This is a genomic window from Pseudomonas sp. ADPe, from assembly GCF_014843515.1.
GTDB lineage: Bacteria > Pseudomonadota > Gammaproteobacteria > Pseudomonadales > Pseudomonadaceae > Pseudomonas > Pseudomonas citronellolis.
Genome location: NZ_CP062122.1, coordinates 1,261,189 through 1,275,786, shown reverse-complemented (window position 1 = coordinate 1,275,786; position 14,598 = coordinate 1,261,189). Strand labels below are relative to the sequence as shown.

Annotated in this window: 15 protein-coding genes and 2 pseudogenes; 12 read left to right on the top strand and 5 right to left on the bottom strand. The window is 64.4% G+C overall.

From position 1 onward, the window contains the following. Window positions 1-8: 8 nt before the first annotated feature. Both IG194_RS05810 and IG194_RS05805 read right to left on the bottom strand, forming a co-directional pair. The gene (locus IG194_RS05810; protein ID WP_043317744.1) at window positions 9-1,724 is read right to left on the bottom strand and encodes a proline--tRNA ligase; all 1,716 of its coding nucleotides are present in this window, start codon (window positions 1,722-1,724) and stop codon (window positions 9-11) included. 160 nt (window positions 1,725-1,884) lie between these two features. Further along, entirely contained in the window at window positions 1,885-3,207 is a 1,323-nt protein-coding gene (locus tag IG194_RS05805) for an OprD family porin (RefSeq protein ID WP_009616916.1), read from the bottom strand. Window positions 3,208-3,915: 708 nt separating this feature from the next. On the opposite strand from IG194_RS05805, the gene IG194_RS05800 reads away from it, so the two are divergent. Then, window positions 3,916-4,338, top strand: coding sequence for an HIT family protein (locus IG194_RS05800; protein ID WP_009616918.1), 423 nt, complete (start codon window positions 3,916-3,918; stop codon window positions 4,336-4,338). A gap of 5 nt (window positions 4,339-4,343) precedes the next feature. Next, window positions 4,344-4,550, top strand: coding sequence for a SlyX family protein (locus IG194_RS05795; RefSeq protein WP_009616920.1), 207 nt, complete (start codon window positions 4,344-4,346; stop codon window positions 4,548-4,550). A 632-nt stretch (window positions 4,551-5,182) separates the two neighbouring features. On the opposite strand, the gene IG194_RS05790 is transcribed toward IG194_RS05795, so the two are convergent. From IG194_RS05790 to IG194_RS05785, 3 genes and pseudogenes are all read right to left on the bottom strand, one after another. Next, the gene (locus tag IG194_RS05790; RefSeq protein ID WP_134163507.1) at window positions 5,183-5,413 is read right to left on the bottom strand and encodes a cold-shock protein; all 231 of its coding nucleotides are present in this window, start codon (window positions 5,411-5,413) and stop codon (window positions 5,183-5,185) included. 108 nt (window positions 5,414-5,521) lie between these two features. Next, window positions 5,522-5,779 (bottom strand): annotated as a pseudogene (locus IG194_RS33145) (cold shock domain-containing protein membrane protein); the annotation flags it as partial. A 217-nt stretch (window positions 5,780-5,996) separates the two neighbouring features. Further along, complete coding sequence (locus tag IG194_RS05785) at window positions 5,997-6,467, bottom strand: Dps family protein (RefSeq protein ID WP_009616923.1); 471 nt, start codon at window positions 6,465-6,467, stop codon at window positions 5,997-5,999. 216 nt (window positions 6,468-6,683) lie between these two features. Between IG194_RS05785 and IG194_RS05780 the strand changes: the two genes are divergently transcribed. The 10 genes and pseudogenes from IG194_RS05780 (at window position 6,684) to tolA (ending at window position 14,553) form a co-directional block, all read left to right on the top strand. Further along, window positions 6,684-6,947 (top strand): FmdB family zinc ribbon protein, encoded by a 264-nt coding sequence (locus tag IG194_RS05780; protein WP_043267539.1) that lies wholly within the window; start codon window positions 6,684-6,686, stop codon window positions 6,945-6,947. Between the two features lie 43 nt (window positions 6,948-6,990). Next, the gene (gene aspS / locus IG194_RS05775) at window positions 6,991-8,769 is read left to right on the top strand and encodes an aspartate--tRNA ligase (RefSeq protein ID WP_099049038.1); all 1,779 of its coding nucleotides are present in this window, start codon (window positions 6,991-6,993) and stop codon (window positions 8,767-8,769) included. Window positions 8,770-8,834: 65 nt separating this feature from the next. Then, window positions 8,835-9,581 carry a YebC/PmpR family DNA-binding transcriptional regulator gene (locus IG194_RS05770; RefSeq protein WP_009616929.1) on the top strand — a complete coding sequence of 249 codons (747 nt, stop codon included), beginning with the start codon at window positions 8,835-8,837 and terminating at the stop codon, window positions 9,579-9,581. Window positions 9,582-9,665: 84 nt separating this feature from the next. After that, window positions 9,666-10,190, top strand: a complete 525-nt coding sequence (gene ruvC, locus IG194_RS05765; protein ID WP_009616931.1) for a crossover junction endodeoxyribonuclease RuvC — start codon at window positions 9,666-9,668, stop codon at window positions 10,188-10,190. A gap of 26 nt (window positions 10,191-10,216) precedes the next feature. Continuing rightward, on the top strand, window positions 10,217-10,822 hold the full coding sequence (gene ruvA / locus IG194_RS05760) for a Holliday junction branch migration protein RuvA (RefSeq protein WP_009616936.1): 606 nt from the start codon (window positions 10,217-10,219) through the stop codon (window positions 10,820-10,822). Window positions 10,823-10,832: 10 nt separating this feature from the next. Further along, entirely contained in the window at window positions 10,833-11,897 is a 1,065-nt protein-coding gene (gene ruvB / locus IG194_RS05755; RefSeq protein WP_009616937.1) for a Holliday junction branch migration DNA helicase RuvB, read from the top strand. A gap of 52 nt (window positions 11,898-11,949) precedes the next feature. Further along, entirely contained in the window at window positions 11,950-12,396 is a 447-nt protein-coding gene (gene ybgC, locus IG194_RS05750) for a tol-pal system-associated acyl-CoA thioesterase (RefSeq protein ID WP_009616938.1), read from the top strand. Window position 12,397: 1 nt separating this feature from the next. Next, window positions 12,398-13,093: a protein TolQ gene (tolQ, locus tag IG194_RS05745; RefSeq protein WP_009616939.1), complete on the top strand. Its 696-nt coding sequence runs from the start codon at window positions 12,398-12,400 to the stop codon at window positions 13,091-13,093. An 18-nt stretch (window positions 13,094-13,111) separates the two neighbouring features. Beyond that, the gene (gene tolR / locus IG194_RS05740; RefSeq protein WP_009616940.1) at window positions 13,112-13,576 is read left to right on the top strand and encodes a protein TolR; all 465 of its coding nucleotides are present in this window, start codon (window positions 13,112-13,114) and stop codon (window positions 13,574-13,576) included. A gap of 1 nt (window position 13,577) precedes the next feature. After that, window positions 13,578-14,553, top strand: a pseudogene (gene tolA, locus IG194_RS05735) (cell envelope integrity protein TolA). Window positions 14,554-14,598: the final 45 nt, after the last annotated feature.

The following is a 14,598-nucleotide window of genomic DNA, read 5'->3' as shown; positions in this document are numbered from 1 at the left end:
CGCGCTGCTCAGTTGCCGATCTTCGCCTTGAGGAAGCTCATCACGTCGGCCACGGCGATGTTCTGCGACTCGCTGTCGCGACGGCCCTTGTACTCCAGGGTGCCTTCGCCCAGGCCGCGGTCGCTGACCACGATGCGGTGCGGGATGCCGATCAGCTCCATGTCGGCGAACTTCACGCCGGGGCTGGTCTTCTTGTCGCGGTCGTCCAGCAGCACTTCGTAGCCGGCGGCGGTCAGCTCGGCGTAGAGCTTGTCGGTGGCCTCGCGCACGCTTTCGGTCTCGTACTTCAGCGGCACGATGGCGACCTGGAAAGGCGCCAGGGCGGCCGGCCAGAGGATGCCGCGCTCGTCGTTGTTCTGCTCGATGGCGGCGGCGACCACGCGGGATACGCCGATGCCGTAGCAGCCCATGATCAGGGTGACCGGCTTGCCCTGTTCGCTGAGCACGGAAAGGCCCATCGCCTCGCTGTACTTGGTGCCGAGCTGGAAGATGTGGCCGACCTCGATGCCGCGGCGGATCACCAGGGTGCCCTTGCCGTCGGGGCTGGGGTCGCCGGCGACGACGTTGCGCAGGTCGGCGACTTCCGGCAGCGGCAGGTCGCGTTCCCAGTTCACGCCGAAGTAGTGCTTGTCGTCGAGGTTGGCGCCGATGGCGAAGTCGCTCATCAGGGCCACCGAGCGGTCGACGATGCAGGGCAGCGGCAGGTTCAGCGGGCCGAGGGAGCCGGGGGCAGCGCCGATGGCGGCCTTGATCTCGGCTTCGCTGGCCATCTGCAGGGGGCTGGCGACCAGGGGCTGGTTGGCGGCCTTGATCTCGTTCAGCTCGTGGTCGCCGCGGACCACCAGGGCGACCAGCTTGCCTTCCTCGGCGCCGCGCACCACCAGGGTCTTGATGGTCTTCTCGATGGGCAGGCCGAACTTCTCCACCAGGTCGGCGATGGTCTTGGTGTCCGGGGTATCGACCAGGCGCAGTTCCTCGGTGGCGGCGCCGCGCGCGGTTTCACGCGGTACGGCCTCGGCCTTCTCGATGTTGGCGGCGTAGTCGGAGCTGTCGCTGAAGACGATGTCGTCCTCGCCGGAGTTGGCCAGCACGTGGAATTCGTGGGAGCCGCTGCCGCCGATGGAGCCGTTGTCGGCCTGCACGGGACGGAAATCCAGGCCCAGGCGGGTGAAGATCTTGCAATAGGCCGTGTACATGCCGTCGTAGGTCTGCTGCAGCGACTCCTGGTTCATGTGGAAGGAGTAGGCGTCCTTCATGATGAACTCGCGGCCGCGCATCAGGCCGAAGCGCGGACGGATCTCGTCACGGAACTTGGTCTGGATCTGGTAGAAGTTGATCGGCAGCTGCTTGTAGCTGGACAGCTCGTTGCGCGCCAGGTCGGTGATGACCTCTTCATGGGTCGGGCCGACGCAGAACTCGCGGTCGTGGCGGTCCTTCAGGCGCAGCAGCTCGGGGCCGTACTGCTGCCAGCGGCCGGATTCCTGCCACAGCTCGGCGGGCTGCACGGCCGGCATCAGCACTTCCAGGGCGCCGGCGGCGTTCATTTCTTCGCGGACGATGGTCTCGGCCTTGCGCAGCACCCGCAGGCCCATCGGCAGCCAGGTGTAGAGACCCGAGGCCAGCTTGCGGATCATGCCGGCGCGCAGCAGCAACTGGTGGCTGATCACCACGGCATCGGCAGGGGTTTCTTTCAGGGTGGACAGCAGGTACTGACTGGTACGCATGGTTGGCCGTTATTCGATTGCGAGACAGAGGTAGGCGGGCATTGTACGGTGCGTGCCTGGCGCCGTACAGGGCGCGGCCGGGGGAGCCGGATGCCGCGGAACGCGGAAAAGGAAAAGCCCGGCGCGGGGCCGGGCTTTCCTTGACCTGCGGTCGTTCCGGTTACAGAACGGACAGCGGGTAGTCGACGATCAGGCGGAACTCGTCGATATCGCCTTCGGCCTGGTCGGAGTTGGCGCGGTGCCAGGCTTGGCGGATGCGGAAGGACAGGTCCTTCGCCGGGCCGCTCTGGACGACGTACTTGGCTTCCACGTTGGTTTCGTGGTGCTTGCCATCTTCGCCGTAGCCGTAGGCAGCGTAGGCGCTGGTCGGATCGATCTTGGTGCCGTCGATGTCCTTACCGTTGATGTAGCGAGCCATGAAGGTCAGGCCAGGTACGCCGTACTCGGCCATGTTCAGGTCGTAACGAGCCTGCCAGGATTTTTCGCCCGGGCCGTTGAAGTCGGAGTATTGGACGGAGTTGGCGAGGAAGATCGAGTCCGCCGCTTCGTTGTTGTCACCGATACCGATGTAGTCGAACGGAGTGTTGCCGTTCACCTTCTGGAAGGCCAGGGTGAAGGTGTGGGCACTCAGGGTGTAGGCGGCGGCCAGGGAGAAGGTGTTGTTGCTGATGTCGCCAGCTTTCGCGCTGCCTTCATCCTTGGTGTTGTAGTAGTTGAAGTCGAAGCCCAGGGACTGGGAGTCGGCGATCGGCAGGGTGTAGTTCAGGTTGACGTAGTACTGCTTCCAGATGTCTTCCAGCTTGGCGCCGTACAGCGATGCGCTGAAGTTGTCGTTGAAGGCGTACTTGCCGCCGACGAAATCGGCGGAGCTGGCGTCGATGCCGGCATAGGTGGCCCAGATGTCACCATCGCGGTTGGTGGTGGTCTGGCCAGTGCCGGAATAGTAGTGACCTGCCTCGACGTCCAGACCTGCGATCTCGCTGCTCATCAGGCTGAAGCCAGTAGCGGTCTGCGGCAGCAGGCGGGTACCGCCAACGGCGAATACCGGTGCGGTGGGCTGCATGTCGCCGAATTTCAGCTCGGTCTTGGATACGCGGACTTTGACGGCTGCACCGGCTTTGCCGTAGTCGTCGGCCTTGTCGCCGTCGTCGTGGACCGGCAGGTTGCCGGTGGCGCCATAACCGCTGCCGCCATCCAGTTTCAGGCCCAGGTAGCCGAAGGCGTCAACGCCGAAACCGACAGTACCCTGAGTGAAGCCGGAGTTGTAGTTGGCCCAGAAACCTTGGGTCCAGTCACGGGCGTCAGCGGCGCCATCTTTCTTGTTGCGGTTGAAGTAGTAGTTGCGAACCAGGAAGTTCAGGCTGCTGTCTTCGACAAAGCCTTTGGATTCCGCTTGGTCGCTGACGAAGGCTTCGGCCATGGCCAGTTGCGAGGTGGCTGCAGAAATCGCCAGGGCAATGGCGCTCCACTTCATCACTTTCATCGTGATTGCTCCTTTGGTTTTGAAATTATTTGCCATCACTATGTGCCGCGGTGACGGCTCGTTCTTCTTGTCGGCGCTAACTTATAGCACGCGTGTTGTCTTGGCGATAGTTGCCGGAAACTTCAAACGGTTTCTTTATGGCACTGTCGCAAACATGTATGACAAGTGTCGCTTCCAAGTAGGTCTCATCTTGAGAATCTGGTTACGCGACCACTTGACACTCGTTTCTTTTATTTCCCCTTGGTGATGTCGCGTATCTTCTGGTTGTTTTTTGCTCAGTTGCGATCCGCGCTTTTGTTTGTTCTTCCCGGTGGCGAGCATCTAGCAACATCCGTGCTCAAAACCCGATTCGTCCCCTCGAAGGTTTCGCCATCGTCCCGGATGCTGCACGGTGTATGCCGTTGGCGCGCAGATTTCAAGATGTTGCGAGAATATTTGCGGCTTGCCTTACTCCCTTGGTGCTCGCCCGGGGTTGCAGGTTCGTTCGAGAAGCCGGGGTTTTCCTGCCAGGTTCCTTTCCGTAGGCAGCAGATGCCCCTGCTTCCCTGTTGTCGGAAAGTGCCCCGATTTGGCGCAGTGCACGAATAGGGTGCCGCGCCGCCGCGGGACGGCTGCCGTTCCCCGCCTGCCTCTAGTATCCTCCGCGCCCAGCGCTCCCCCGAGGGGGCTAAGCTTCTATTTCAAGACTGGTCGAACAGGAGAAGTCAGATGTTCGTCTTGGATTCCCGCCTGCAGCAGGACACCATCGCGCTGGGCGACTTTCCCCTGAGCCGCCTGCTGCTGATGAACGATGCGCAATATCCCTGGCTCATCCTCGTGCCGCGCCGCGACGATGTCAGCGAGATCTTCCAACTGGCGCCGGACGAGCAGCAGGAGCTGTGGCGCGAGGCGACCCATCTGGCGGAAGTGCTCAAGGACACCTTCAAGGCCGACAAGATGAACGTCGCCAACCTGGGCAACGTGGTCAGCCAATTGCACATGCACGTCATCGTGCGGCGCCGCGACGACGCGGCCTGGCCGGGCCCCGTCTGGGGCCGGCATCCGGCGCGCCCCTACACGCCCGAGGAGTTGCTGGCGGTGCGCGGCAAGCTGCGCATGGCCCTGGGCGACGCCTTTCGTTTCGAGGAGTGAATGCCATGAGCCTGGAGGAACGGGTAACCGATCTGGAGAGCCGTCTGGCGTTCCAGGATGACGCTCTGCAGACGCTGAGCGACGTGGTCTATGAGCAGGAGCGGTTGATCGAGCGCCTGCGCCTGCAGATGCAGGTGCTGCTCAAGCGCCTGGAAGACCTGCAGGGGCAGGTCGGTATTGCTGAGGATGATGTGCCGCCGCCGCATTATTGAGTGGTGGTGGTAGAGGCAGCGTCGTTTACGGGGCTGGTGTCTGCCGGTGGCGTTTAAGAGGCCCCTCTCCCGAAGGGAGAGGGGGGGTGTTCTGAGCGGCTTCTTGGTTTGGCGCCATCCTCCTGCCCTCGTCATTTCCGCGAGCGCGGGTTTCGCTCGGCCTTCTGAAGGGGCGTTTCGGCGTGCGCGGAGGTTTCTCTGGAAATCCGTAGGGCGCATAACGCCTACGGCGTTATCCGCCGAATCGCGGACAGAGTCCGCTCCTACACCCTCCGGCAAGCACAAGACCCGTAGGATGGTGTTGAGCGAAGCGATACCCATCGCCATGACCGCATGGGGTTCGCAAGCTCAACCCATCCTACGAAGAGCACCCCGGCGCGGCTTGCAAGGCAGTTGCTCCTACGGTTACAGGGAAGCGCGGGCGTAGGACTTGTCCGCGATTGGACTCCCCGGCCACGCCGGACACTCCGGTGGCACGAACAGCCCGCTCTCCCTTCCAGGCAGGGCGCGCAGCCGGGGGTTGGGAGAGGGCGCTCTTGAGCCAAAAATGAAAAATGCCGTTTCCCCATGGAGGGAAACGGCATCTGTCTCAAGCAACCGGCATTGCGCCGATCGGCGCTTCGGCTCGTTCCTCAGCGGCGGCCGGGCAGGGCGGCGATCACATCCTCCGCCTGCAGGCCCTTGTCGCGTTGCACCACGGAGAACTCCACGCGCTGGCCTTCGATGAGGATGCGGTGGCCTTCGCCACGGATGGCCCGGAAGTGCACGAAGATGTCCTCGCCGGTATCGCGGGAGATGAAGCCGAAGCCCTTGGAAGTGTTGAACCACTTCACGGTGCCGGTCTCGCGGTTCTCGTCGCTGATCGGGGCTTCGGGGGCTGCGCCGGCGCTGGGGCGCTTCTGCAGGCCGCTGGCGAGTTGCAGGACCACGGCGACGGCCAGGATCAGCAGGGGCAGGACGATGGCCGGCTGGTCGCCGATGGACGGCAGCGGCGCCAGCAGGATGAGAATCTGCAGGACCACGGCCAGGGCGATCAGCGCCGATACCAGGCTCTGCAGCTGTTGCACCCGCTGGCTGGCGGGGGTGAGCAGCAGGGCGGTCAGGCCGAGCAGGGCCAGGTAGACGGCGTCGGGGTTCTGCAGGTAGGGGATGGCATCGGTGCGCAGCGAGGGTGCGAATGACAGCACGAGGGCGGCAACGCCCGTCAGCAGGTGGACGATTTTCAGCATGGTTATGGATTCACCTTGAGCGATAAGCGTAAAGAGAAGCAGCCGGTCGTGCGGTCTGGTTCGCAGCGATGAAAATGACCTGAAAGAAGCCGGCGGCCTATGCGCGAGGCGCACGGGCGGTATTTAACAGCAAACCGATAGCCTTCTCAAATCAACCGCTTAGCGCCTGGGCGAGCAGAGGGGGACCCGGCATGATGCCGGGCCCGGCGGGGAGGTGTCAGTGGGCGAGCAGGCTGCGCAGCATCCACGCGGTCTTCTCGTGGACCTGCATACGCTGCGTCAGCAGGTCGGCGGTGGGCTCGTCGGCTGCCTTGTCGGCCAGCGGGAAGATGCTGCGCGCGGTGCGCACCACGGCTTCCTGGCCCTGGACCAGCAGGCGGATCATTTCCTGGGCGTCCGGCACGTCCTGCTCTTCCTTTATAGAGGAGAGGCGGGCGTAGGCGGCGTAGGTGCCCGGCGCCGGGAAGCCGAGGGCGCGGATGCGCTCGGCGATGCTGTCCACCGCCAGGGCCAGCTCGGTGTACTGCCCCTCGAACATCAGGTGCAGGGTGTTGAACATCGGCCCGGTGACGTTCCAGTGGAAGTTGTGGGTCTTCAGGTAGAGGGTGTAGGTATCGGCCAGCAGGCGCGAGAGCCCTTCGGCGATGGCGGCGCGGTCCTGTTCGGCGATGCCGATGTCGATTTCCATGGCGTCTTCCTCTTGATGAAAATTCCCGGTCAGGCTAGCACGGGCTTTGACGGGAGCCTTTTGGTTTGAATCAAAGCTTCCGATAGTGGATTTCTATCGACTGCCCGCCGCGGGGGCCGCTGGAGGGCGGCTGCAAGTCATGGTTTTTTCAGGCTATAATCCGCGCCTTTGCCGCGGGATGCGGGCCCGCGGCCATGTAGCAGCCAAGGTGTCCCGATGCCGATTTACGAATACCAATGCCGTTCCTGCGGCCATCAGCTGGAAGCCATGCGGAAGCTCAGCGATGCGCCGCTGGTCGATTGCCCGGCCTGCCAGGCCCCGGAATTGAAGAAGATGGTCTCCGCCCCCGGCTTCCGCCTGAGCGGCGGCGGCTGGTACGAAACCGACTTCAAGACCGGCGCGAAGAAGAACCTGGCGTCCGCCGAGTCCGCCTGCCCCGCCACGGGCTGCGGCTCGGGCGCCTGTGCCGCCGGCGAATGAGCGGTTCCCTCGAATCCAAGACTTGCGAGAAGCGAAACACACCATGATGCGCAGCCACTATTGCGGCCAATTGAACGAGAGCCTGGACGGCCAGGAAGTCACGCTTTGCGGTTGGGTGCACCGCCGCCGCGACCACGGCGGGGTGATCTTCCTCGACATCCGTGACCGCGAAGGCCTGGCTCAGGTGGTGTTCGACCCGGATCGCGCCGAGACCTTCGCCAAGGCCGACCGCGTGCGCAGCGAGTACGTGGTCAAGGTCACCGGCAAGGTGCGCATGCGTCCGGAAGGCGCGCGCAACGCCAACATGGCCTCCGGCGCCATCGAGGTGCTGGGCTACGAGTTGGACGTGCTGAACCAGGCTGAGACTCCGCCGTTCCCGCTGGACGAATATTCCGATGTGGGCGAGGAAACCCGCCTGCGCTACCGCTTCATCGACCTGCGCCGTCCGGAAATGGCCGCCAAGCTGAAGCTGCGCGCGCGCATCACCAGCAGCATCCGCCGCTACCTGGACGACAACGGCTTCCTCGATGTCGAGACGCCGATCCTCGGCCGCCCGACCCCCGAGGGCGCGCGCGACTACCTGGTGCCCAGCCGCACCTACCCGGGCCACTTCTTCGCCCTGCCGCAGTCGCCGCAGCTGTTCAAGCAACTGCTGATGGTCGCCGGCTTCGACCGCTACTACCAGATCGCCAAGTGCTTCCGCGACGAGGACCTGCGCGCCGACCGCCAGCCGGAATTCACCCAGATCGACATCGAGACCAGCTTCCTCGACGAGAGCGACATCATCGCCATCACCGAGAAGATGGTGCGCCAGCTGTTCAAGGAAGTGCTGGACGTGGAGTTCGACGAATTCCCGCACATGCCCTTCGAAGAAGCCATGCGCCGCTACGGTTCGGACAAGCCGGACCTGCGCATCCCGCTGGAACTGGTCGACGTCGCCGACCAGCTGAAGGATGTCGAGTTCAAGGTCTTCTCCGGCCCGGCCAACGATCCCAAGGGCCGCGTCGCCGCCCTGCGCGTTCCGGGCGGGGCGAGCATGCCGCGCAAGCAGATCGACGACTACACCAAGTTCGTCGGCATCTACGGCGCCAAGGGCCTGGCCTACATCAAGGTCAACGAACGCGCCAAGGGCGTGGAAGGCCTGCAGTCGCCGATCGTCAAGAACATCGCCGAGCCGAACCTGAACGTGATCCTCGATCGCGTCGGTGCGGTCGATGGCGACATCGTGTTCTTCGGCGCCGACAAGGCCAAGGTCGTCTGCGACGCCCTGGGCGCGCTGCGCATCAAGGTGGGCCATGACCTCAAGCTGCTCACCAAGGAGTGGGCGCCGATGTGGGTCGTGGACTTCCCGATGTTCGAAGAGAACGACGACGGCAGCCTGACTTCGCTGCACCACCCGTTCACCTCGCCCAAGTGCAGCCCGCAAGAGCTGGAGGCCAACCCGGCCGCTGCGCTGTCCCGCGCCTACGACATGGTGCTCAACGGCACCGAGCTGGGCGGCGGTTCCATCCGTATCCACGACAAGGCCATGCAGCAGGCGGTGTTCCGCGTGCTGGGCATCGACGATGCGGAGCAGGAAGAGAAGTTCGGCTTCCTCCTCGACGCCCTCAAGTACGGTGCCCCGCCGCACGGTGGCCTGGCCTTCGGCCTGGACCGCCTGGTGATGCTGATGACCGGCGCCGCGTCGATCCGCGAAGTGATCGCCTTCCCGAAAACCCAGAGCGCCGGCGACGTCATGACCCAGGCTCCGGGCACCGTGGACGGCAAGGCCCTGCGCGAGCTGCACATCCGCCTGCGCGAGCAGCAGAAGGCCGCCGAGTAATTCCAGATGAACCGCGGCGGCGCACAGCCTGCGCCGCCGCCGCAACAAGCTAGACGGAGTGAGTTATGGCTGGTCATTCCAAATGGGCCAACATCAAGCACCGCAAGGAGCGTCAGGACGCCAAGCGCGGGAAGATCTTCACCAAGCTGATCCGCGAACTGACGGTCGCCGCCAAGCAGGGCGGCGGCAACCCGGCTGACAACCCACGTCTGCGCCTGGCCGTGGACAAGGCGCTGACCGCCAACATGACCCGCGACACCATCGATCGCGCCATCGCCCGTGGCGCCGGCTCGAACGACGCGGACAACATGGAAGAACTGACCTACGAAGGTTACGCGCCCAGCGGCGTGGCGATCATCGTCGAGGCCATGACCGACAACCGCAACCGCACCGCGGCGGAAGTGCGCCATGCCTTCAGCAAGTGCGGCGGCAACCTCGGCACTGATGGCTCGGTGGCCTACATGTTCGACCGCAAGGGGCAGATCAGCTTCGCCCCCGGCGTCGACGAGGATGCCCTGATGGAAGCGGCCCTGGAGGCCGGCGCCGACGACGTGGTGACCAATGACGACGGTTCCATCGACGTCTTCACCAGCTTCGCCGACTTCATCGCGGTGAACGAGGCGCTGACCGCCGCCGGCTTCAAGGGCGAGGAAGCGGAGATCTCGATGATCCCCTCGACCACCGCGACCCTGGACCTGGAGACCGCGCAGAAGGTGCTCAAGCTGATCGACATGCTCGAGGACCTGGACGACGTACAGAACGTCTACTCCAACGCGGACATCCCCGAAGAGGTGATGGCCCAGCTTGGCTGACGCCATCCCCGACATGGGCCTCGCGCCGGAAGCCGGAGCCGTCGGATTCGACCGCTCCGGCTTCCGGCTTTTGGTTTCCGGCACATGACCCTGATCCTAGGCATCGACCCCGGCTCGCGCATCACCGGCTTCGGCGTGGTGAGGGACACCGGCCGCGGCTGCGAATACGTCGCCTCCGGCTGCATCCGCACCGGCAGCGGCGCCCTGCACGAACGCCTGCAGATCGTCTTCCGCGGCGTGCGCGAGGTCATCCAGACCTACCACCCGAGCATGATGGGCATCGAGCAGGTGTTCATGGCGCGCAACGCCGACTCCGCGCTCAAGCTCGGCCAGGCCCGCGGCGCGGCCATAGTCGCGGCGGCGGAGGAGGGGCTGGAGATCGCCGAATACACCGCCAGCCAGGTCAAGCAGGCCATCGCCGGCACCGGCGGGGCCGACAAGCTGCAGGTCCAGATGATGGTCATGCACCTGCTGAAACTGACGCAGAAACCGCAGATCGACGCCTCCGACGCCCTGGCCATCGCCCTGTGCCACGCCCACACCCGGCAGAGCCTGGTGCCCCATGGCCTGTCCACCGCGCGCCGCCGCGGCGGGCGCCTGCGCCTTTGACCGACAACCTGCAAGGACCCTGAGCCGTGATTGGACGCCTGCGTGGCACCCTGGCGGAAAAGCAGCCGCCGCACCTGATCCTCGACGTCAATGGCATCGGCTACGAGCTGGAAGTGCCGATGACCACCCTTTATCGCCTGCCCGCCCTCGGCGAACCGGTGACCCTGCACACGCACCTGGTGGTGCGCGAAGATGCCCACCTGCTCTACGGCTTCGCCGAAAAGCGCGAGCGCGAGCTGTTCCGCGAGCTGATCCGCCTCAACGGCGTCGGCCCCAAGCTGGCCCTGGCCCTGATGTCGGGCCTGGAAGTGGATGAGCTGGTGCGTTGCGTGCAGGCGCAGGATACTTCCACTCTGGTGAAGATCCCCGGGGTCGGCAAGAAGACCGCCGAGCGCCTGCTGGTGGAGCTCAAGGACCGCTTCAAGGCCTGGGAGAACATGCCGACCATCGCCCCCCTGGTGGCGGAACCGAAACTGGCCGCAACAGTCTCAAGCGCCGAGGCCGATGCCGTCAGCGCGCTGATCGCGCTAGGCTTCAAGCCCCAGGAGGCGAGCCGCGCCGTGGCCGCCGTGGAGGAAAAAGATTTGTCCAGCGAAGAACTCATCCGCCGCTCGCTCAAGGGCATGGTCTAGGTAGCCGCGCATGATCGAGACCGATCGCCTGATCTCGGCCGCCACCGCCGGCCCTCGCGAGCGCGAGGAGCAGCTGGACCGCGCCATCCGCCCGCTGAGCCTGTCCGACTACATCGGCCAGCCCAGCGTGCGCGAGCAGATGGAGCTGTTCATCAGCGCCGCCCGCGGCCGCAAGGAGGCCCTGGACCACACGCTGATCTTCGGCCCGCCGGGCCTGGGCAAGACCACCCTGGCGAACATCATCGCCCAGGAGATGGGCGTGGCCATCAAGAGTACCTCCGGCCCGGTGCTGGAGCGCCCGGGCGATCTCGCCGCGCTGCTGACGAATCTCGAGCCGGGCGACGTGCTCTTCGTCGACGAGATCCATCGCCTCTCGCCCATCGTCGAAGAAGTGCTGTACCCGGCGATGGAAGACTTCCAGCTCGACATCATGATCGGCGAAGGGCCGGCGGCGCGCTCCATCAAGCTCGACCTGCCGCCCTTCACCCTGGTCGGCGCGACCACTCGCGCCGGCATGCTGACCAACCCGCTGCGCGACCGCTTCGGCATCGTCCAGCGCCTGGAGTTCTACAGCGTCGACGACCTGGCGACCATCGTCGCCCGTTCGGCCGGCATCCTCGGCCTGGACATGGACCCGGCCGGCGCCTTCGAGATCGCCCGCCGCGCCCGTGGCACGCCGCGCATCGCCAACCGCCTGCTGCGCCGCGTGCGCGATTTCGCCGAGGTGCGCGCCAGCGGGGCGATCAGCAGCGAGGTGGCGGACAAGGCGCTGAACCTGCTGGACGTCGACGAACGTGGCTTCGACCACCAGGACCGGCGTCTACTGCTGACCATGATCGACAAGTTCGACGGCGGGCCGGTGGGGCTGGACAACATCGCCGCGGCCATCGGCGAAGAAAAACATACGATCGAGGACGTGCTGGAGCCCTATTTGATCCAGCAAGGCTATATCATGCGCACGCCGCGGGGACGGGTGGTCACCCGGCATGCATACCTGCATTTCGGCCTGAAACTGCCGAAGCGGATGGGCGAGGGGGCGATGCCGGATCTTTTCTCCCCTGAAGATGGTAATTAATTGCATTTGTGGCTGATTGCCGATTGGCAAAGCCCCAACTTGGTTCTAGAGTATGCGCGCGCAACACGGGGGTCAGCCGTTCGAGCATCGATTCCGGGTCTATTACGAGGACACCGATGCAGGCGGCATCGTCTACTACGTCAACTACCTCAAGTTCATGGAGCGGGCTCGCACCGAGCGGCTGCGGGCTTTGGGCTTCGCCCAATCCCAGCTGGCAGGTGAGAACCTGCTTTTCGTCGTTCATTCGGCCGAAGCGCGCTACCACGCGCCGGCTCGCCTGGACGACGAACTGGTCGTCAGCGCCGAGGTCGAGGAGTTGAACCGTGCGAGCCTGCGGTTCCGTCAACAGGTTCGTCGAGCGTCGGATTCGGCCCTGTTATGCGAGGGCCGCTTCCTGGTGGCGTGCGTGCGGGCCGACAACCTGAAGCCCCGCGCCATCCCCGAAGCGTTGCGTGCGGCATTTGCCGGCACTCCGGACACCCTTTCAGCAGGAGAATAACGTGGAACCGAACGTCGTCGACCATACCTCCATGTGGAGCCTGATCAGCAACGCCAGTATCGTGGTGCAGCTGGTCATGCTCACCCTGGTGGCCGCCTCGGTCACTTCTTGGATCATGATCTTCCAGCGCAGCAACATGATGCGCTCGGCCAAGAAAGCCCTGGATGGCTTCGAAGAACGCTTCTGGTCGGGCATCGACCTGTCCAAGCTGTACCGCCAGGCCGGCAGCAACCCCGACCCGGATTCGGGCGTGGAGCAGATCTTCCGCGCCGGCTTCAAGGAATTCTCGCGCCTGCGCCAGCAGCCCGGCGTCGACCCGGACGCGGTGATGGAAGGCGTGGCCCGTTCCATGCGCGTGGCCATCTCCCGTGAGGAAGAGAAGCTGGAAACCAGCCTGCCGTTCCTCGCCACCGTCGGTTCCACCAGCCCGTACATCGGTCTGTTCGGCACCGTCTGGGGCATCATGAACTCCTTCCGCGGCCTGGCCGCCGTGCAGCAGGCCACCCTGGCCACCGTCGCCCCCGGCATCGCCGAGGCCCTGGTCGCCACCGCCATCGGCCTGTTCGCCGCGATCCCCGCGGTCATCGCCTACAACCGCTTCGCCGCGCGTTCGGAAATGCTGATCGGCCGCTACTACACCTTCGCCGACGAGTTCCAGGCCATCCTGCACCGCAAAGTCCACGCCAGCGACGATTGACCAGAGAGGTAAGCCGACATGGCAAGGGTCCGTCATAAACGCAAGCCGGTCGCGGAAATGAACGTGGTGCCATACATCGACGTGATGCTGGTACTGCTGGTCATTTTCATGGTGACCGCACCGATGCTGAACCAGGGGGTCAAGGTCGACCTGCCCAAGGTTTCCAGCGAAGTGCTCCCGCAGGACAACGATTCGCGGGTGCTGACCATTTCGATCAAGGCCGACAAGACCTACTACTGGAACATGGGTTCGGAAGTCGATCCCGACCAGGGCAAGGGCAGTCAGACCGCGATCAATCTCGACCAGTTGGTGAGCGCAGCCACCGGCATCATGGCCGAGAACAGCCGTCAGGGTAAGAAAGTGCAGGTCTTCGTGCGTGGCGACAAGGCTGTCGACTACGGCTCCGTCATGGCCGTCATGGGCGGGTTGCAGAAGGCCGGTGTGGGTAACGTCGGGCTGATCACCGAGGCGCCCGGAAGCTGATATGCACCAACTCGAACGCTCTCCATCGGAAAGCTACTTCTGGCCGGTCGTACTGGCGGTAGCGCTGCACGTCCTGATTTTCGCGATGCTCTTCGTCAGCTGGGCCATGACGCCCGAGCTGCCGCCTGCGCGTCCGATCGTCCAGGCCACGCTCTACCAGCTCAAGTCCAAGAGCCAGGCCACGCAGCAGACCAACCAGAAGATCGCCGGGGAGGCGAAGAAGACCTCTGCCAAGCAGTACGAGCAGGAACAGCTGGAGCAAAAGAAGGTCGAGCAGCAAGCCATAGCCGAAGCGAAAGCTGCGGAACAAAAGAAAGCCGATGAGGCTCGAAAGGCTTCGGAGGCCGAGAAAGCTGCGGAAGCAGCCAAGGCCGCCGAGGCGAAGAAGGCCGCGGACGCCGCCAAGAAGGCGGCCGAGAAGAAACAGCAACCGGCCGAAGAAGCCGAGGAAGAAGCCAAGAAACAAGCCGAGGAAGAAGAAGAAGGCCGGAAGGAAGAAGAAGAAGGCCAAGCCGCCGGAGGACGCCAAGAAGAAGGCGGCCGCCGACGCCGCGAAGAAGAAGGCCGCGGCCCAAGCTGCAGCGAAGAAGGCTCAGGAAGACAAGAAGGCCCAGGCCCTGGCCGAACTGCTGTCCGACGACACGCAGCGGCAGCAGGCCCTGGCCGACGAACAGGGCAACGAGGTGGCAGGCAACTTCGACGACCTGATCCGCTCCCGGGTATCCGAGGGCTGGTCGCGTCCGCCATCGGCCCGTAACGGCATGAGTGTTACCGTGCAGATCAACATGCTGCCCGATGGCACCATCACCAATGCGACCGTCGTCCGCTCCAGCGGCGACAAGGCGTTCGACAGTTCCGCGGTGAACGCCGTGAGGAACGTCGGTCGCATTACTGAAATGCAGGGCCTGAGTCCCAAGGACTTCAATCCCTACCGTTCCTTCAAGATGACCTTCACGCCTGAGGACCTCACGCTGTGATCAAGATTTTCAGAGGATTGCTCGTCGCCCTGCTCTGCGTGGCAG